Source organism: Glycomyces sp. NRRL B-16210 (assembly GCF_000719515.1).
GTDB lineage: Bacteria > Actinomycetota > Actinomycetes > Mycobacteriales > Micromonosporaceae > Glycomyces.
In genome coordinates this window covers 177,961-196,513 of sequence record NZ_JOGR01000011.1, presented here as the reverse complement: position 1 = coordinate 196,513, position 18,553 = coordinate 177,961, and the positions used below count along the sequence as shown (strand labels likewise).

The window sequence follows — 18,553 nt, the reverse complement described above, 5'->3', positions numbered from 1 at the left end:
GACCGTCGTTGTGCCTACGGCCGGTCCTCCCGGTGCCGCCGCCCCCGGCCGGTGCCGACCGGGGTCGTCCTATAACCAGATTGTTCAACGACCTGGTCGTTCAGCGACCCGATCACCAAGCAGCCCAATCGTTCTGTCGGCGCGGAAGGCGGCTCAGCCGTGGCTGTGGGCGGTCTCGACGACCGGGACCTGACCGATCTCCTCGCCCTCACCGAGGACCACGAACTGGCCCATCATGCCGGAGTCCTCATGGGACAGGATGTGGCAGTGGTACATGTACGGCAGGTTCGGGTCGGTGTAGTCGGTGAACCGCATGGCGATCCGGTACTTCCACTGCGGGGCGAGCTGGATGGTGTCCTTCCAGCCGCGCAGGTGCTCGGACGGCTCCTCGCCGTTGACGCTGAGGACCTGGAACTGGACGTCGTGCACATGGAAGTTGTGCATGTAACCGTCCCCATTGGTCACTTCCCATACCTCGACGGAGCCCTCGCGGACCCCGAAGTCGATGCGCTCCATGTCCATCGACTCGCCGTTGATCTGGTTGAAGCCCGACAGTGCGAACGAGCGCTCCTCGGCGACCTCGGCGCTTTCGAGGTCCGGGGCCTCCCCAATGACCGCGGGGATCGCTGTCTCGTCCGTGAGGGTCCCGGCGGCCCGGAACTCGCAGACGTCGAGCAGGTCGTCAGCGCCGTTGACGCGCCCGAGCGGGCCCGTGTAGCCGTGGGAGGCCGGGTAGGAGCGCAGTTGGACGGTCTCACCGGGTTCGAAGGCCACGACGATCTCGGCGCGTTCGCCGGGTGAGAGCTGGAGGCGGTCGGTCTCCCATGCGCTCGGCAGCAGGCCGCCGTCGGTGGCGACCAGGGAGAAGGGCCGGTCGTCGCTGAATCCGAAGTTGTACAGGCGCGAGAGCGAGCCGTTGAGCAGGCGCAGGCGCACCAGGCGGGTGGAGACGTCGAAGTAGGGGCCGAGGGTGCCGTTGACCATGATCGAGTCGCCGAAGAAGCCCTGCATGCTCAGGAAGGCGGCCTGGTCGTCGAACTGGTTGGCGTCGTCGAACTTCCGGTCCTGCACGATCATCGGCAGGTCATCGACGCCGTATTCGGAAGGCAGACTGAGGCCTTCAGAGGTGTCGTCGTCGATGATGAACATCCCGGCGAGTCCGTTGTAGACATGCTTGGCGGTGCGGCCGTGGGGGTGCGGGTGGTACCAGAGGGTCGCGGCGGGCTGGTTGAGGGTCCACTGCGGGGCCCAGTCGCCGCCGGAGGCGACCTCCTGGTGGGGGCCGCCGTCCATGACCGCGGGCAGGTGCATCCCGTGCCAGTGGATCGAGGTGCCCTCATCAAGTCTGTTGCGCACCGCGAAGGCGACTTCCTCGCCGCGCTTGGCGCGGATGGTGGGGCCGAGGAAGGCGCCGTTGATCCCCCAGGTGTCGGTCTCGCGGCCGTTCTTGAACGGCACGGTGCCCGACTGGATCTCCAGGTCGAAGATCCGCGTGCCCGAGGAGTCCTGGGTCGATTCGGCGAGCGGGGGGACGGCGAGAGGGTTGGTGAAGTCGACCTTCCCGACGGTGTCGAGCTTGGCGTCGGCCCAGAGGTAGCCGACGTATCCGACCCCGCCGAGGGTGACGGCGCCGACGCCGCCAACGCCGACGAGGGTCCACTTGAGTGCTTTACGCCGCTTCATGGCTGCAATGTTCGTGCGCGGGCCCGCCGCGTACATCGGGCCTGGGAAGGCATTCGACGTACCACCGGGGGACTACACGGCAGGGCGGTGTCAACCTCGGGTAGCGGTGCGAGGCGCAGTGAAGAGAGAAAGCGCAGGTGACAGCGCCGAAGAAGGCGGGACGCAAGCCACAGCAAACACCGAAGGCCACCGAACAAGGCCTGAAGCCGCACCCGTGGTTCCGCCGAAAGCATTGCGACGTCGACCACAGTCCCAGATCGCAGGGAACGATACCCGGCCCAGCCAGCGCGAACGGGCCCCCATGAGACCGCAACGGATCCAACCAGAGGTGTCGGCGGCAGTCGGCACCGCGCACCCGAGCTCGCCCCGATTCACGCCGACGCACCCGAACCCGTCAGCGGTCGCAACGAGCGGATCTCAGCCGCCGGATCATGGCATCCGAATTCGCCATGACTCGCCCGGGTTCGCATTGGCGCACCCGAGCGCTCCAGTACTCGCGCAACCCGATCCCGGCGGTCGCATCACGGCAGCCACATTCGCCACAGCTCACCCCGAGCTCGTCGGCGGCCGCCGGTTCCGTTCCGGTCCCCCGATCGCGGCAACTACGCTCACACCGGTTCGCGCTGGTTGCCAGAGCACCCCAGTACTCGCCGCGACCCGATCCAATTCGCCGCATCACGGCATCCACCGCGGCTCGCTCAGCCGCATCCGTGCTCACACGCGCCAGCAGTCCCCGCGGTCCGATTCCAGACGCCCAACCACAGGATCCGCGCACCTCAGCTCGCACCCGCACCCGAACACATCGGCGCTTACCGGAGCCGTTTCCCGCCGCCCGATCACAGCAACCGCATTCGCCACAATTCACCCAGGTTCACATTGGCGAACCCAAGCGCTCCAGCACTCGCCGCAACCCGACCCCGGCCGTCCGACCGCCCTTCCGCAGGATCGGCGCTCGCCACGCCTCGCACAGGCTCGAATTGGCACACCGGAGCCCTTCAGCAGCCACCGCGATCCAATCCCATCTGACCGGCCGCGGGATCCGTGCTCACCTCAGCTCGCACCCGGACTCATCGGCGCTCACCGGCGCCAATCACGTCACCCGATCACAGCGCCCGAGTGCGCAACCGAGCGCTCCAGAGCTTGCCACGATCCGATCCGAATCGCCGCATCACGACACCCGCATCCGCCACGGCTCACCCCGGTTCACACCGACACGCCCAGGCCTTTCAATATTCGCCGCGATCCGACCCAGACCGTCCGACCGCGGAATCCGCGTTTGTCTCGGCCCGCGCCTGAACTCATCGGCGGCCGCCGGTTCCGTTCCGGTCTCCCAACCACGACATCCACGCCCGCACCGGATCACGCCAGCGCGACCGAACCCTCCAGTAGTCACCGCGACCCGACCCCAGCAACTCGACCACAGGATCCGCGCTCACCTTGTCCCACAACCGAGTTCATCGGCGGCCGCCGGTTCGGTTGCCCGTAGGCCGATCGCAGCATCCCCGCTTGCACCGGTCCGCGCCGGCGCAACCAAGCCCGCCAGTACTCGCCGCAATCCGATCTCGGCCGTCGCATCATGGCATCCGCATCCGCCACAGCTCGCCCAGGTTCACACCGACACGCCCAGGCCCTTCAACAATCGCCGCGATCCGGTTCCAGCCGCCCAACCACGGGATCGGCACCCAATTCGGCTCACACCCGAGCTTGTCGGCGCTCACCGAATCCGTTCCCGTCACCCGATCACGACATCCCCACTCGCACCGGTTCACGCTGGCACACTCGAGCCCTCCAACACTCGCCGCGGCCCGCTTCCGGCCGCCTGACCGCAGGATCCGCGCCTGCCCCGGCTCGTACCCGGAGTCGTCGAGGCTCATCGGATCCGTTGCCTGTAGGCCGATAACAGCATCCCCGCTTCCACCGGTTCACACCGGCGCAAGCGGAACCAGGCGTTGCCGCGACTCAATCCAATTCGCCGCATCGCGGCATCCTTGACCGCCACGGCTCGTTCTGCCGCATCCACTCTCTTCAGCAGTCGCTGCGATCCGTTCCTCCGTCGCCCGATCACGGGATCCGGGCTCGACCGGATTCGCGCTAGCACAGCCGCGCCCTTCAGCGGTTTCCGCGACCCGATCCCAGCCCTCCGAGCACAGCGTCTGGGCCCGTCCTGGTTCGCACCAGCGCACCCGCCCCTTCGGCAGTCTCCGCGATCGCCGACGTTTCCGGCCGTGCCGCGCGGTAGCCGTCGCCCTTGTTCGGTGCTTTCCTTCGCCTCGGCATCCGCCGGTTCGCAGCGGCTTGGTTGCGGGGTTCGGTCACCTTCTTCTTCCACCTCCTTCCTCCACCTCGGTCCGCCTCACCGAAGCTCAGCGCGAGGCCGGTGTCCTCTGTCCAACGTCTCCGCGCACGGCGGAGCACTTCGGCTGCTTCGGTCCCCTCCCCGCCAGGTCGGGTCGCTTCTGGGCGCACCACTTCCGGCCGGGTCATTTCAGGTCGCGTCTTTCCGGTCGCTTCCCGCCGTACTTCCCTCGGGCTGGGCCGCTTCAGTCTTCGGTCAGGTAGCCGCGGAGGTGGGCGGCGTTCACTGCGGCCGCCCGGCCCGCGACTTCGAGTTTTGCCATTGCTCTCGACAGGTGCACGCTCACCGTCTTCTCCGAGATGTACAGCTCGGTGCCGATCTGGCGGTTCGTCAGCCCGCGCGCCACCAACCGCAGCACCGCCAGCTCCCTCGGCGTCAGCGGCGTCGAGGTCGGCAGCGGTGTGTCGAGGCGGGCGCGTTCGGCCAGCGCGCACAGCTCCTCGGACAGCGGCTTCGCGCCCAGGCGGATCGCGGTGGCCTTCGCCTCGGTGAGGATCTCGGCGGCTTCGGCTCGGGATTCGGCGCTGCTCTCGGCGAGCAGTGCCTCGGCCAGGCGCCAGCGGGCGTAGGTCTGGCGGTACGGCTCGGCCCAGTTCCCCTCCTGCGCGCCGACTCCCGGAGCATCGTCGGCGGCGTCGAGGAGGGCGAGGGTCTCGGAGGCGACCGGGTCGTTGAGAGCCAGGTCGAGGCGTTCCTGCTCGCCGAGTCTCACGGCGGATCGCTGTGGAACGGCTTCGGACGTTCCGCCGTTGACGGACCGCTCGGTGGTGCGGTAGTCGAAGGCTTCGGCGGCCACGCGCCAGAGCCGGGCGTCGCCGATGCCGTCGAGGCGGGAGCGTTCGGCGTCGATCTGGGCGAGCCAGGCATGTCCTTCGGGTCCGAGGGTGCCCGAGAGGGGTCGGCCGTGTTCGAGGAAGAACTGGGCGCGTTCGGCCAGGCGCTTGCCGTTCGCGACCGCTTCGTCAGCCGCGGTCTGGTCGCCGTTCTGGCGGTGCTGCTGGGCGAGGTCGGCGGCGGCGCCGATCCCGGCGGAGCACACCGACAGGCCGGCGAGGTAGTAGCCGCGGCGGCGGCTCATCCACTCGGTGGCCTGCTCGACGCGTGCCAGGGCGTCGGCCGGTCGGCCGCGCCAGCGGTCGAGTTCGGCGCCGCACAGCGAGGAAAGGGCGAGGACCTGGCCGTCGATCTGCCAGCGGTCGGCGAGGTAGTCCAGGCGCCGGTCGGCGGCCTCGAAGCGGCCGCGGGCGACGTCGACGAGGAGCACGGCGGCGGCGAGGCGGGTGAGGACGACCCCGGGCAGGACGCTGGAGGCCATCTCGCCGTTGGCGTCGACCTCGTCCCAGCGGCCGAGCATGTAGTTGCAGATGACCTGGCGGACGGCGATCTCCAGGCCGAAGCCGCTCCACTTGTCGCCGGTGCGCCGGGCGAGGTGGGCGCCACGGTCGAAGTGGACGAGGGACTCGGCGATGCGGGCCGCCTCGATCAGGGCGAGGCCGTCGTTGAAGTGGGCGCGCAGCTCGACCTCGGGCCAGCCTTTGCCACGCACGAGGTCGACGGCCTCCCGGTTGCGGGCGATGGTCTGGTCCACGGTCTGGACGCCGCCGCGGAAGGCGGCGAAGTTGTCGGTGAGGATCGCGTCGGCCTTCGCCGCGAGGTGGCCGTGGTCCGGGTCGTGGTCGACCGCGTCGGCGGTGGCGATCGCCTGCGCCGACCAGGTGGCGGCCTCCTCGTACTGGCGGTTGGCGTAGCAGGTGCGGGCGAGGACGGCCTGGGCCCAGGCCTTGATCGCGTGCGGCTTGTCGTCCTTGACCAGTTCCCAGGCCTCCCAGGCGACCCGGTGGGCGTCCGGTTCGTAGCCTTCGACGGTGAGGAGGTGCTTGGCGTACTTGCGGCGGGTGGAGGCGCCGGTGAGGGGGTCGCCGGAGGCGTCGGCGAGGCGCACGGCCGCGGCCGAGTAGGACTGGGCGCGTTTGATCTCGCCCGAGGCCTCGGCGTTGGAGGCGGCGCGGAGGGTCAGCCGCAGTTCGGTGACGCCCTCGGGCCGGCGGGCGGCGGGGACGCGGTCGAACAGGGTCAGGGCGCGTTCGAGGTGGAGGAGGGCTTCGGCGGGGGCGGCGAGTTCGACGGCCTCGTCGGCGGCGCGCACCGAGGCGGAGAGCGCGCAGGGCAGGTCGCCGGACTCGTGGGCGTGGTGGGCGAGTTCGGCCTCGGCGCCCTTGCCGTGGTCGTCGGCCAGCGACTCGGCGATCTTCTGGTGGTAGCGGATGCGTTCGCCCGGGAGGAGATCGGAGTAGACGGCCTCGCCGAGCAGGGCGTGGCGGAAGGCGTAGGTGTCGGCGCTCTTCTGCACGATGATGCCGTGGGAGATCGCGGCCCTGAGGGCTTCGTCGAGTTCGCGTTCGTGGCGCAGGCCGGTCTCGTCGAGGAGGGTCCATGCGGCGGCGTTGAGGCGCCGGTAGGTGAAGCGGCGGCCCATGACGGAGGCGAGCTGGACGACCTGCTTGGCGGCGTCGGGGAGGCGCTCGAGCCGGGAGAGGAGGACTTCGGCGAGTTCGAGGGTGACCGTGTGGGTCTCGGCGGCGGCGAGCTCCTCGGCGAGGAACGCGTTGCCCTCGGAGGCGGCGGCGATCTTGGAGACGGAGGCGTCGTCGAGCCCGGCGTTGAGTTCGCGCACGAAGTCGGCGGCGTGCTGCGGGTCGAACGGGTCGAGGTGGAGGCGCTGGACGGCCGGCAGTCGCACCAGTTCGGCCAGGAGGGGGCGCAGGGGGTGGCCGCGGTGGAGGGCGTCGGCGCGGTAGGAGCCGAGGATGAGCAGGCGCTGGCCGGTGAGGCGCGAGGTGAGGAAGGCGAGGAGGTCGCGGCTGGAGCGGTCGGCCCAGTGCAGGTCTTCGACGGTGAGGACGACCGGTTGGGCGGCGGCGAGGTCGGCGAGCGCGGCGTGGAGGGCTTCGAAGAGGCCGAGTCGCCCGAAGTCGCCTTCGGCGGCGGCGGGGTGGCCGGGCAGGAGCGGGCCGAGGCCGGGGTGGGCGGCGACGAGGTCGGGGTTGTCGCGGGCGAGGGAGCCGATGATCTCGGCGAAGGGCAGGTACGGGAGGGCCGAGTCGGCGGTGTCGAGGCAGTGGCCGGTGACGGTGCGGACACCGTCACCGGCGCTGTCGGTGAATTCGTGGAGCAGCCTGGTCTTGCCGACTCCGGCGTCGCCGGAGACGAGCACCGTGGCGGGCCTCCCGGTCTTCGCGGCGGCGAGTGCCTCGCGCAGTGTCGCGAGTTCGGCGTCGCGGGCGAAGAGGGGGAGATCGGAACCAAGGCGCGGCATGTCAGCAATCATGACATGGCCCTATGACGCGGCGGCTTGTTCATTTCGCCGGTCCGCGTCGCCGCGGCCGAGGGCGCGGGCGACCCGGCGGGCGACGCCGTCGTGCGGGACGGTGCGACCGCTGCGGCGGGTCTGCTTGGCGGCCTTGATGAGGCTGCGGGCGAGGCGCTCGTTCTCGGCGTCCTTGATGAGCTCCTCGTGTCGGACGTAGTGCGTGTAGTGGAAATCGAAGTCGTTCATCTTCGGTCCTTCGGTGTCGGGGCCGGTGTCTCCGGCCTGACACCAATGCTCCGGCTGAGGCCCGCCGGGGTGCATCAGCATTCCGCGTCGATGCACCCCTTACCCGCCTTAGTTCCGGACCCGATCCCCTCAGAATCCCTTACTCGCGGCGGTCGGGCCTTACTCGGCGAGCGAGCTTCGAGGGCCACCAGACCGCGCGGCCGATGTCGAACGTGAGCGCGGGCACCAGCAGGGAGCGGACGATGACCGCGTCGAGGAGGACACCGAAGGCGACCACGAACGCGATCTGCGCCAGGAACAGGATCGGCAGGACCGCGAGCGCCGAGAACGTCGCGGCGAGGACCACCCCGGCGGAGGTGATGACCCCGCCGGTGGCGACCAGGCCGCGGAGCGTCCCGGCGCGGGTCCCCAGCCGCGCCGACTCCTCGCGCACGCGCGTCATCAGGAAGATGTTGTAGTCGATCCCCAAGGCCACCAGGAAGACGAACCCGAACAGGACCACTGTGGGATCGGCGCCGGGGAACCCGAGGAGGTGGTTGAACACCAGCGCCGAGACGCCCATGGTGGCCCCGAAGGAGACCACGACGGTCGCGACCAGCAGCAGCGGCGCCAGGATCGACCGCAGCAGCAGCATGAGCACCAGCAGGATCACCACGAGCACGATCGGGATGATCAACGCGCGGTCGCGCTCGGAGACGTTGAGGGTGTCGAGCTGGATCGCGGTCGGTCCGCCCACTTTGGCGTCCGCGCCGGAGACGGCGTGCACCGACTCCCGCAGCCGCTCCACAGTGTCCATCGCGGCGTCGCTGTCGGGCGCGTCCTCCAGGACCGCTTCGATCTCGACCAGGCCGTCCACTTCGCGGACCTCGCCGGTCTCGTCCACCGCCAAGGCGACCTCGGCGACCCCGTCGACCTCCGCGGCCGAGGCGACCGCCTCGGCCTGGTCGGCGTTCGCGATGATGACCGCCGGCGCGCCCGAGCCCGCCGCGAAGTGCTCGGCGAGCAGCTCCTGGCCCGCGACCGAGTCGACCTCGGTGAGGAACACGTCCGTCTGCGTCGTCCCGTCGGCCTTGAGCTGGGTCATGAACGCCGCCGCGACCACCAGTCCCGCGGCCACGGTCAACCAGACCGCCCGGGGCCGGCGGGCGACGAGCCCGGCCACGCCCGACCACAGGCGCGAACGGCGCGGCGCGGCGCCGGAGGCCATGCGGCGCGGCCAGAACGCGGACCGCCCGAACAGGGCCAGCACCGCCGGGAGGAACGTCGTGGCCGCCAGGAACGAGGCGCCGATGCCGATCGCCGCGACCGGCCCGAGCCCCCGGTTCGACTCCAACTGGCTGAACAGCAGGCACAGCACGCCGAGGATCACGGTCCCGGCCGAGGCGGCGATGGGCTCGATCGTGGCGCGCAGCGCCTTGCGGACGGCCGCGAACCGGTCGGCGCCGCCGCTCAGCTCCTCCCGGAATCGGGCCACGAGCAGCAGCGCGTAGTCAGTGGCCGCGCCGAAGACGAGGATGAACAGGATGCCCTGGCTCTGGCCGTTGAGATCGATCACGCCCGCGTCGGCCAGGGCGTAGACGGCCGCGCTGGCGGCGGCGAGCGCGAAGCCGCAGGACAGGAGCACCAGGATCGGCAGCAGCGGGGAGCGGTAGACGAGCACGAGGATCACCGCGACGACGGCCGCGGCCACGAGCAGGAGCAGGCCGTCGACGCCGCCGAAGGCCTCGCCGAGGTCGGCGCCGAGCGCGGCCTGGCCGGCGACGAGCACTTCGAGCCCTTCGGGGCGGTCGTCTGCGAGGAGCGCGCGGATCTCGGCGACCGCGTCCGACTCGTCGACGCCGGCTTCCTCGGAGGCGTCGATGAGGACGATCATCATGGCCGCTTCGGGCGCGGCCTCGCCGGAGGGGATCGGCTCGGGCGCCGGCCCGGCGTTGAACGGCAGGGCCGCGATCGCCTCCCCGGCCGCGGCGAGGTAGGCGAAGTCGCCGCCTTCGAGCCCGCCGGGACGTTCGGCCACGACCTGGGCGACGGTGGCGTCGGTGTCCTCGAAGGCCGCCCGCAGCTCGATCACCTCGGTGGACTCGGCCGTGGAGGGCAGGAACGCCGAGCCGTCGTTGACGGCGACCTGGCTGAGCTTCCCGGCGAAGGGCCCCGCGAAGGCGCCCACGGCGAGCCAGGCCAGCGCCAGCAGCGCCGGGAGGAGCCAGCGCAGTCGCGCGACCGCGCGCTTCGGTCGTTCGGGGGCCATGGTCGGGTCTCCTCGTCTTCGGAGCGCAATACGCCGGTGGTTCCATCGATGGATATTTCGATGATCGAAACAGTAAACTACAGTTCGACCTCGGACACGGACAGGACGACACCTATGACCCGCGACACCGCCGATACCGGAGGCGGGCTCTCCGACCTCGACCTCACCCGGCTGCTCCAGACGCTGACGGTGGAGTCCGACCGGTACGCCGAGCGGTTCGGGGCCCGCCACGGCCTCCACCGCACCGACGTCAACGCGCTCGGCCTCATCCTCGACGCGGCCCGCGGCGGCGACCCGATGTCGCCCTCGGGCCTGGCGAGGGAGCTGGGGTTGAGCCCGTCGGCGACCACGGCGCTCGTGGACCGGCTCGAGGCGCTCGGGCACGTGGAGCGCACGCGACCGGCCGGCGACCGGCGCCGCGTGGCCCTGACCGTGCCCGAGGCGGCCCTGGTCGAGGGCGGGCGCATGTTCGTGCCGCTGGCGCGGGCGTTCGCCCAGTCCTGGGCCGAGTTCGGGCCCGCCGAGCGCGAGGTCGTGGCCCGGTTCCTGGCGGTGAGCACCGCGGCGATGCAGTCGGTCGGGCGCGAGCGCCCCCCGGCCGATCCCGGGTAGCGCGTCGGGGCCGCCCGCGGATCGCGGACGGCCCCGGACACCGGGCCCTTAGGAAGTGGGCATCAGGACCGTGTCGACGATGTAGACGGTGGCGTTGGCGGTCTGGACGTTGCCGCAGACCACGGCGGACTCGCCGTTGACGGTGAAGTCCTCACCCGAGCCGCTCACCTCGAGCGTCCCGCCCTGGAGCGTCTCGTGCTCCCCGGCGAGGTCCTCGGGCGCGAGTCGCCCGCCCACCACGTGGTAGGTCAGCACGCTCGTCAGCATGTCCTGGTCGGCCAGCACCGACTCCAGGTCGGCCTCGGGGATCTTCGCGAACGCGTCGTCGGTCGGCGCGAACACGGTGATGTCCTCGGCCGAGTTGAGCGTGTCGACCAGATCGGCCTCGGTCACGGCGGTGACCAGCGTGGACAGCACCGGGTTGTTGCTCGCGGCGGTGGCGACCGGGTCGTCGGCCATCCCCGAGAAGCTGCCTTCGCCGTCGGCCGGCACGGCCGAACACGCCGCGCCGAACTCGCCGGAGGCCATGTCCTCCTCGGTGGCCTCGTCCTCGGTCATGGGCGCTTCGTTGGACGTGGCGTCCTCGGTGGAGGTGTCGTCGCCGTCCGAGCCGCAGGCGGTCAGCGCGAACGCGAATCCGGCGGCCACCACCAGTGCTCCAGTGCGGGTCAGAAGTCGATTGCTCATCGGTCTTGCCTCTCTCTTCGGTGCCGGGGTTCGCCCCGGCGTTCATTCGGCGGTGACGACGACCGAGTGCCAGCCGGTGGCGCCGTCGGGGAACGGTGGTGTCCGCTCCTGGGTCTGCGTGTCGCCCTCCGCGTCGGTCGCGCGGACCTCCAACTTGTGGCGGCCGGGCTCGGCGTTCCACGTCCACTGCCACTGGCGCCAGGTGTCCTCGCCGATGACGGGGGCGAGTTCGGCCTCGTTCCAGGGGCCTTCGTCGACGCGGACCTCGACGTGGTCGATGCCGCGGTGCTGGGCCCAGGCGACCCCGGCGACGGCGGTCGGCCCGGTCGCGACGCGCTTGAGCGGCTTGGGCGTGTCGATGCGCGAGAAGGTCTTGACCGGGCCCTCGGCCGACCAGTCGCGGCGGACCCAGTAGGCGTCGAAGTCGGCGAAGGAGGAGAGCTCGATCTCCACGAGCCACTTGGTGGCCGAGACGTAGCCGTACAGGCCGGGCACGATCATGCGCACCGGGAAGCCGTGTTCGAGCGGCAACGGCTCGCCGTTCATGCCGACGGCGACGAGGGCGTCGCGCCCGTCCATGCAGATCTCGGTCGGGGTCCCGGCGGTCCAGCCGTCCGCGGAGCGGGAGACGACCTGGTCGGCGCCGGACTCGGGCCCGGCCTCGGCGAGCAGGTCGGCCAGGGGCGCGCCGAGCCAGCGGGCGTTCCCGGCGAGGTTCCCGCCGACCTCGTTGGAGACGCAGGAGAGGGTGATCTCGCGTTCGACCAGCTCGCGTTCGAGGAGGTCGGCGAAGGTCAGCTCGATCGGGTTCGCGACGCGGCCGGTGACGCGCAGGACGTAGTCCTCGGGGAGGACCCGGGGAAGCACCAAAGCGGTGTCCACGCGGTAGAAGTCGGCGTTCGGGGTCAGGTAGCGGGTGAGGCCCTCGACGTCGAGTCCGGTCCCCGCGGGGCCGACCGAGACCGGCTCGGGAAGGCGGACGGCCTCGCGGGCGGCGTCGATCTCGCCGGTGCCGCCCAGGCGCCACCCGACCGCGCCGGCGAGCCCGGCGCCGGTGAGGGCGAACAGGACGCCGCGGCGGTCGACGACCCTGCCGGGCACGGGCGGCTCGGCGGCGGCGGGGCGCCGCACCAGCAGCCACAGGACGACCGCGCCGCAGGCGGCGCCGGCGATCGAGGGCAGCGCCCAGGTCGCACCGGCGGCCGGGCGGGTCAGCGCGGCCCAGGCCCCGACGGCGCCGAGGAGGGCGAGGGCGGTGTAGCCGATCGCGATGCGGCGGACGGCGAGGACGCCCACGACCGCGGCGGCGACCAGGAGCACGGCGCCGATGGTCCCCAGCAGGACCAGCTTGTCGTGGACCCCGAAGGTCCGGATCGCGAAGTCCTTGACCGGCTCGGGCACGGCGTCGACCACCGCGGCCCCGACCGCGGCCACGGGGGCGCTGCCAGGGGCCACCGCCGCTGCGGCGAGCTGCGCCGCTGCGAGGGCCGCCCCCGCGCAGGCGATGCCCGCCAGGGCTGCGATCGGTTTGCCGTTCATGCCCTGGATTCGGGGCCGGTCGGCCCCCGGATGGGTCCGGGCGCGAAATAAATCGGGAGCAATTTCGCGCACGATGCGAAACACGGCGCGGACCTGGGCTTTCGCCCCGGTCCGCGCCGCTGCGGTCGCCTACGCGGGCAGAGCCACGTCGGCGACCATCGGCAGGGTCGGTTCCGCCGAACCGCCCGCCGGCTCATTGGTGACCCCCACGAGCAGGGTGTCCCCGAGACCTTCGACGAGCATGGTCGCGGAGGAGTCGCCGGGGTCCATGACCCCGGCCGAGACCTGGCCCGCCTCCTCGACCAGCCACACCTGGTAGGAGCGGTCCGGTCCGGGCGCGGCGAGGTCGGCGACGACCACGACGCCCTGGTCGAGCGCCTCCGAGGTGATCACGGTGACGCGGCCGCCGCCTTCGGCCTCCTGGTAGGAGACCTCTGCGTCGGCGGCTTCGAGCACGGCCGCGATCCGCTCGCCCTCGCCGGCCGGCTGCTGCATGACCGCCCAGGTGGCGAAGACCCCCGCGAAGGCCGCGGCCACGGCGAGCGCGGCGGCCCCGAGGGCCAGCCGCAGCCGCGGCGAGCGTCGGGAGCGGTGCGGGCCGCGGCGCAGATCGGCGACCGGCCCGGGCGCGGGGGCCTCCCCCGGCCGGGCGGCCGGGGCCTCCTGCCGGGTGCGTCGCACCTGGGCGAGGACGTTCTCGCGCAGCCGCGCGGGCGGCTCGGCGACGGTCACGTCAGCTAGGCGGGCAACGGTCTCGCGCAGTTCGGCGGCCTCTTGTGCGCACGAGGCGCAGGCGTCGAGGTGGCGTTCGACGCGGGCGCGCTCGTCCGCGTCGACCGCGTCGAGCGCCCAGGCGCCGACGAGGGTGTGGACGTCTTCGCTCATCGCGACACCTCCAGGCAGTCGCGCAGCTTGATGAGGCCGTCGCGGATGCGGGACTTGACGGTGGGGACGGCCGCGTCCAGCAGACTCGCGACCTGCCGGTAGGTGTGGCCGCCGTAGTAGGCGAGGGTGACCGCCTGCCGCTGGAGCTCGGTGAGCGTCTTCAGGCACCGGCGGACCTGCCGGTGCTCCAGCCGCCCGGCCGCGGTCTCGGCGACCGAGTCGTACTCGGGTTCGGCGGACTCGGCGGCGGCGCGGCGCTCGCGGTCGCCCGCGGCCTGCGCCGACCGGACCCGGTCGACCGCCCGCCGGTGGGCGATCGTGGTGATCCAGGCGGCGGCCGAGCCGCGGTGCTCGTCGAAGCGGGTCGCCGTGCGCCACACCTCGACCAGGACCTCCTGGGCGACCTCCTCGGCCTGCGCCGGGTCGCGGACGATGCGCAGGCACAGGCCGTAGACGCGCCCGGACATCAGGTCGTAGAGGGCGGCGAAGGCGTCGTCCTCGCCCAGCGCGGTGCGGTGCAGCAGCGCCTCGGCCGTGTCGGGCCCGGCCCCGGCCACGACCGACAGCCGCGGCTGGTCCTGGCGGTGGGCTTCGGCGCCCTTGTCAAACATCATCGCGCTCCCGGCGGAAGATCGGCGTTCTCGATATGACTTCGGAGCCGCACGGGGAGCGGATGGGCCGGGGCGGGTGCTTTTTCGCGCCGGTGGTCAGTCGGTGCCCGGGGGCGCGACCTCGACCTGCGCCGGGACGATGCCGACGGGGCAGGTGAGGCCGTTGGGGCCGTGGTTGCAGTAGCCGTTCGGATTGTGGTGGAGGTACTGCTGGTGATAGGGCTCGGCGAGCCAGTAGGCGCCGGCGGGGAGGATCGCGGTGGTGATCGCGCCCAGCCCGGCCGCGGTCACGACCGGCGCGAACGCCTCCTTGCTCGCTTCGGCGGCGGCCTGCTGCTCGGGCGTGGTGGTGTAGATCACCGACCGGTACTGGCTGCCGATGTCGTTGCCCTGGCGCATCCCCTGCGTCGGGTCGTGGTTCTCCCAGAAGACCTTGAGCAGCTGCTCGTAGGAGCCCTTCTCGGGCTCGAAGACCACGCGCACGACCTCGGCGTGGCCGGTCAGGCCCGTGCACACCTCCTCGTAGGAGGGCTTCTCGGTGTTGCCGCCCATGTAGCCCGCGGACGTGGTCCACACGCCCGGCGCGCGCCAGAACAGCCGCTCGGCGCCCCAGAAGCAGCCCATGCCGAAGTAGGCGATCTCGGCGCCGGGCCCGGGGGTGCCTTCGATGGGATGGTGGAGGACCGGATGCGTGATGCTCATCAGACAAGTCTGTCACGCGCGAATAACGATCGCCAGGACTCGGGACGGACGCTACGGTGTGCGCATGGTCGCGAGAATCAATCAATTCACCTTCGACTGCCGGGACTCCTACGCGCTCGCGAAGTTCTGGACGCAGGTCACCGGCTACACCGAGAACCCGAAGTACCCGAACAGCCCCGATGAGGAGGAGAACTACATCGGGCCCGGCGAGGCCCTGCCCGGCCTGCTGTTCATCAACGTCCCCGAGCCGAAGACGGTCAAGAACCGCCTGCACCTCGACCTCTCCCCCGACACGACCCGCGACGAGGAGGTCGACCGGCTCCTCGGCATCGGCGCGACCCTCGTCGCCGACCATCGCAAGGAGGACGGCGCCGGCTGGGTGGTCCTGGCCGACCCCGAGGGCAACGAGTTCTGCATCGAGCGCTCCGACGCCGAACGCGGCGAGAACTGAACCGGCGCACTCCTCGGTCCCTGAACGCACGACCGCGGGCGCCCGAGACGGGCGCCCGCGGTGCTGTCCGGCCTCGGAGGCCGGAGCGGTCTGTCTACTGCCGGGTCGAGGCGTCGCCCACCCCGTCGCCGTCGACGTCCACCACAGCCTCGTCGTACTTGCCGTCGCCGTCGTTGTCGAGGAGCACGTGGTCGATGACCCCGTCGCCGTCCCTGTCCACGGCGAGGATGTCCGCGACGCCGTCGTCGTCGAGGTCCACGTGGTACTCGACCGAGCCGTCCTCGTTGCGGCGCACGCCGACCGTGTCGTCGCTGCCGTCGCCGTCAACGTCAATCTTGTGTACTTCTTCGAAGCCCATGAGGCGTCTCCTCCAGTCATAGGTGCCTGCGGCGCCGTCGATGTGCACCGCGCCCTCCGGTGCCGCCGCGTGATGGAACCGAGGTCGAAGAGCGGGGATCGCGGCGAAAGCGGGGCGGTGTTGTCTGCACGATAGCGTGCCTATCCGACGGCTGAGGCACTCGCGTCGGTTAGCGTAGGGCCATGCATGAAGGTCAGGGGTTTTCCACACGCGCCATCCACGCCGGACAGGAGCCCGATCCGCTTACGGGCTCGGTCGTCCCGCCGATCTACGCGACCTCCACTTACAAGCAGGACGGGGTCGGCGGCCTGCGCGGCGGCTACGAGTACTCGCGGTCGGGCAACCCGACCCGCACCGCGCTGGAGACCTGCCTGGCCGCCATCGAGGGCGGCACCCGCGGCTTCGCGTTCGCCTCCGGGCTCGCGGCCGAGGACACGATCCTGCGCGCGCTGCTGGCGCCGGGCGACCACGTGGTCATCCCCGACGACGCCTACGGCGGCACGTTCCGCCTGTTCGACAAGGTCGCCGCGCGTTGGGGTCTGCGGTACACGCCCGCCCCGATCACCGACCTCGCCGCCGTCGCCGCGGTCATGAGCGAGGGCACCAAGATGGTGTGGGTCGAGACGCCCACCAACCCGCTGCTCAACATCGCCGACATCGAGCAGCTCGCCGACCTCGCGCACCGCCACGGCGCGATCGTGGTGGTGGACAACACCTTCGCGAGCCCCTACCTCCAGCAGCCGCTCGCGCTCGGCGCCGACGTCGTGGTCCACTCGACCACCAAGTACATCGGCGGGCACTCCGACGTGATCGGCGGCGCGGTCGTCGTCGACGACGCCGAACTGGCCGACGCGATCGCCTTCCACCACAACTCGATGGGCGCCGTCGCCGGCCCCTTCGACGCGTTCCTCACCCTGCGCGGCATCAAGACCCTCGGGGTGCGCATGGACCGGCACTGCGACAACGCCGAGCGCGTCGCCGAATTCCTCGCCGGGCACGAGAAGGTCGCCGAGGTCCGCTACCCGGGCCTGGCCGACCACCCCGGGCACGACGTGGCGGGCAAGCAGATGAAGCGCTACGGCGGCATGGTCTCCTTCCGCCACAAGGACGGCGAGCAGGCCGCCGTGGACGTGTGCGCGCGCACCGAGGTGTTCACCCTCGGCGAGTCGCTCGGCGGCGTCGAGTCCCTCATCGAGCACCCCGGCCGCATGACCCACGCCTCCGTCGCCGGCTCGGCCCTCGAGGTCCCCTCGGACCTCGTGCGGCTCTCGGTCGGCATCGAGGACGCCGACGACCTCCTGGCCGATTTGCGCCGGGCCCTCGGCTAGGCGCACCCCAGTCCCCCGCGAGAAAGAAGGACGAGCCGTGAGCTGGTCGGGTACCACCGCGCAGCAGATAGCCAAGGCGGTGCGGCGCGGCGACGCCGATGCCGCCGTCGTCGTCGACCACCACCTCCGCCGCATCGAGGACCACCGCGAGACCGAGGGCGCCCTCACCGGCGTCCGCAAGATCGAGTCGCTCGCCGAGGCCGCCGCCGTCGACGAGATCGACAACCGCGACTCCCTGCCCGCGGCCGGCGTTCCGGTGGCCGTATGCGAGCAGCTCCCGGTCACCGGGCACGCCCCGCGCCTGGGCTCGAACGCCGCCGTCCTGCCGATCGCCGACACCGACCATCAAGCGGTGCAGCGCATCCGCGGGGCCGGCGCGGTGGTCGTGGCCTTCGGGCGCTCCTCGGAGCTCGGGCTGTGGCCGGCGACCGACGACGACGGGAACGTCCCGGCGAACCCGTGGCGGCCCGACAGGGGCGTCGGCGGGCCGAGCGGCGGCACCGCGCTCGCGGTGGCGACCGGGGCCGCGCCGATCGGCATCGGGCCGGACGGGCCCGGTTCGGCGGGCGGGGTGCGCACGGCCGCCGCTGCGTGCGGCATCGTCGCGTTCAGCCCCGAGCACGTGCCGGCGGACATCAACATCGACCCCGAGCACTGGCTCGGGGGCAGCGTCGGGGTCATGGCGACCACGGTCGAGGATGCGGCGCTCGCGTATGCGGCGCTCACGCACCGCGCGACGCGGACGACCGGCGACCCCGGGCGGCTGCGGATCGCGGCGACGAACACCGCGCCGCTGCCCGCCCGCGTCGACGAGGACGCCACGAAGTGGCTGCTCAAAGCGGTGCGGTCCCTGACCGACCTGGGGCACGACACGTTCCGGGCGAAACCGCGCTTCGGCGCGCGGCTGACCCCGGCCTCCTCCGGGGCGTGGACCTGCGCGGCGTACCTGCGCAGCCTCAAGTGCGGCCCCGACGGCCTCCAGAGGCGCACCAGACGCCTTGCGGCGCTGGGAGAGCGCACCTACCTGGGCGGACTGTTCGGCGGCGTCCTGGGCGACGGCAACAGGGTCCGCCGCCACGTCGAGGACTGGTTCGACCTGGAGGACTACGACCTGCTCATCACCCCGGGTCTGCCGGGGCCGCCGCCGGCGGCCAAGGAGTGGTCCACCGAGACGCTGCGCGCCAACGTGACCCACCTGGCCGGGGCCGCCGCGTTCACGGCGCCGTTCGGCCTGACCGGGCTCCCGGCGCTCGTCGTGCCGGTGGGGATGCGCTCGGACGGCGCGCCGGCGACCGTCCAACTCGTGGGCCCGCCCGGGTCCACCGGACGGCTCTTCGACGTCGCGGCCCAACTGGTCGCGAAGCTCCGCCCCCGCCGCTACGCCCCCGGCCTGAGCTGGGATTGACCTGACACCCTGCCAGTCGGGGCCCCTCGCGCCGATGGCGCGAGGGGCCCCGGTCTTCCACCCGGAAAACCCCAGCTCACCAGCGTGACGACGGTCTCCAGCCCCTCCCGGGAGCAAGAGCCCGACCCTGTG

At 71.8% G+C, this 18,553-nt stretch carries 14 protein-coding genes; 4 read left to right on the top strand and 10 right to left on the bottom strand.

Translation table 11 applies throughout. The annotated features are described in order from the left end of the window. Positions 1–153: 153 nt before the first annotated feature. The 4 genes from IF12_RS0117410 to IF12_RS0117395 form a co-directional block, all read right to left on the bottom strand. Positions 154–1,683 carry a multicopper oxidase family protein gene (locus tag IF12_RS0117410; protein ID WP_030160622.1) on the bottom strand — a complete coding sequence of 510 codons (1,530 nt, stop codon included), beginning with the start codon at positions 1,681–1,683 and terminating at the stop codon, positions 154–156. Between the two features lie 2,540 nt (positions 1,684–4,223). Further along, a complete protein-coding gene (locus tag IF12_RS27050; RefSeq protein WP_030160621.1) occupies positions 4,224–7,355 on the bottom strand; it encodes a LuxR family transcriptional regulator in 3,132 nt (1,043 codons plus the stop codon). Positions 7,356–7,376: 21 nt separating this feature from the next. Further along, positions 7,377–7,595 carry a hypothetical protein gene (locus IF12_RS0117400; RefSeq protein WP_030160619.1) on the bottom strand — a complete coding sequence of 73 codons (219 nt, stop codon included), beginning with the start codon at positions 7,593–7,595 and terminating at the stop codon, positions 7,377–7,379. Between the two features lie 139 nt (positions 7,596–7,734). Beyond that, entirely contained in the window at positions 7,735–9,843 is a 2,109-nt protein-coding gene (locus IF12_RS0117395) for an efflux RND transporter permease subunit (RefSeq protein ID WP_030160617.1), read from the bottom strand. A 114-nt stretch (positions 9,844–9,957) separates the two neighbouring features. Between IF12_RS0117395 and IF12_RS0117390 the strand changes: the two genes are divergently transcribed. After that, entirely contained in the window at positions 9,958–10,455 is a 498-nt protein-coding gene (locus IF12_RS0117390; RefSeq protein WP_030160616.1) for a MarR family winged helix-turn-helix transcriptional regulator, read from the top strand. 48 nt (positions 10,456–10,503) lie between these two features. Here the strand turns inward: IF12_RS0117390 and IF12_RS0117385 are convergent, their stop codons facing one another. The 5 genes from IF12_RS0117385 to msrA form a co-directional block, all read right to left on the bottom strand. Next, entirely contained in the window at positions 10,504–11,142 is a 639-nt protein-coding gene (locus IF12_RS0117385) for a fasciclin domain-containing protein (RefSeq protein WP_030160615.1), read from the bottom strand. A 42-nt stretch (positions 11,143–11,184) separates the two neighbouring features. Next, positions 11,185–12,681 (bottom strand): molybdopterin-dependent oxidoreductase, encoded by a 1,497-nt coding sequence (locus tag IF12_RS0117380; RefSeq protein ID WP_030160614.1) that lies wholly within the window; start codon positions 12,679–12,681, stop codon positions 11,185–11,187. 129 nt (positions 12,682–12,810) lie between these two features. Further along, complete coding sequence (locus IF12_RS0117375; RefSeq protein WP_030160613.1) at positions 12,811–13,566, bottom strand: anti-sigma factor domain-containing protein; 756 nt, start codon at positions 13,564–13,566, stop codon at positions 12,811–12,813. Further along, positions 13,563–14,177: an ECF RNA polymerase sigma factor SigK gene (gene sigK / locus IF12_RS0117370; RefSeq protein ID WP_051704545.1), complete on the bottom strand. Its 615-nt coding sequence runs from the start codon at positions 14,175–14,177 to the stop codon at positions 13,563–13,565. The genes IF12_RS0117375 and sigK overlap by 4 nt, the downstream gene beginning before the upstream one ends. A gap of 96 nt (positions 14,178–14,273) precedes the next feature. Further along, a complete protein-coding gene (msrA, locus tag IF12_RS0117365) occupies positions 14,274–14,879 on the bottom strand; it encodes a peptide-methionine (S)-S-oxide reductase MsrA (RefSeq protein ID WP_081913698.1) in 606 nt (201 codons plus the stop codon). A 64-nt stretch (positions 14,880–14,943) separates the two neighbouring features. Here msrA and IF12_RS0117360 point away from each other — a divergent pair, with 64 nt between their 5' ends. Continuing rightward, positions 14,944–15,330 (top strand): VOC family protein, encoded by a 387-nt coding sequence (locus tag IF12_RS0117360; RefSeq protein WP_030160609.1) that lies wholly within the window; start codon positions 14,944–14,946, stop codon positions 15,328–15,330. Between the two features lie 94 nt (positions 15,331–15,424). On the opposite strand, the gene IF12_RS0117355 is transcribed toward IF12_RS0117360, so the two are convergent. Then, entirely contained in the window at positions 15,425–15,736 is a 312-nt protein-coding gene (locus IF12_RS0117355; RefSeq protein ID WP_133884077.1) for a hypothetical protein, read from the bottom strand. A gap of 134 nt (positions 15,737–15,870) precedes the next feature. Here IF12_RS0117355 and IF12_RS0117350 point away from each other — a divergent pair, with 134 nt between their 5' ends. Then, positions 15,871–17,016, top strand: a complete 1,146-nt coding sequence (locus IF12_RS0117350) for a cystathionine gamma-synthase (RefSeq protein WP_030160605.1) — start codon at positions 15,871–15,873, stop codon at positions 17,014–17,016. A 37-nt stretch (positions 17,017–17,053) separates the two neighbouring features. After that, positions 17,054–18,421, top strand: coding sequence for an amidase (locus IF12_RS0117345; protein WP_030160598.1), 1,368 nt, complete (start codon positions 17,054–17,056; stop codon positions 18,419–18,421). Positions 18,422–18,553 lie beyond the last annotated feature (132 nt).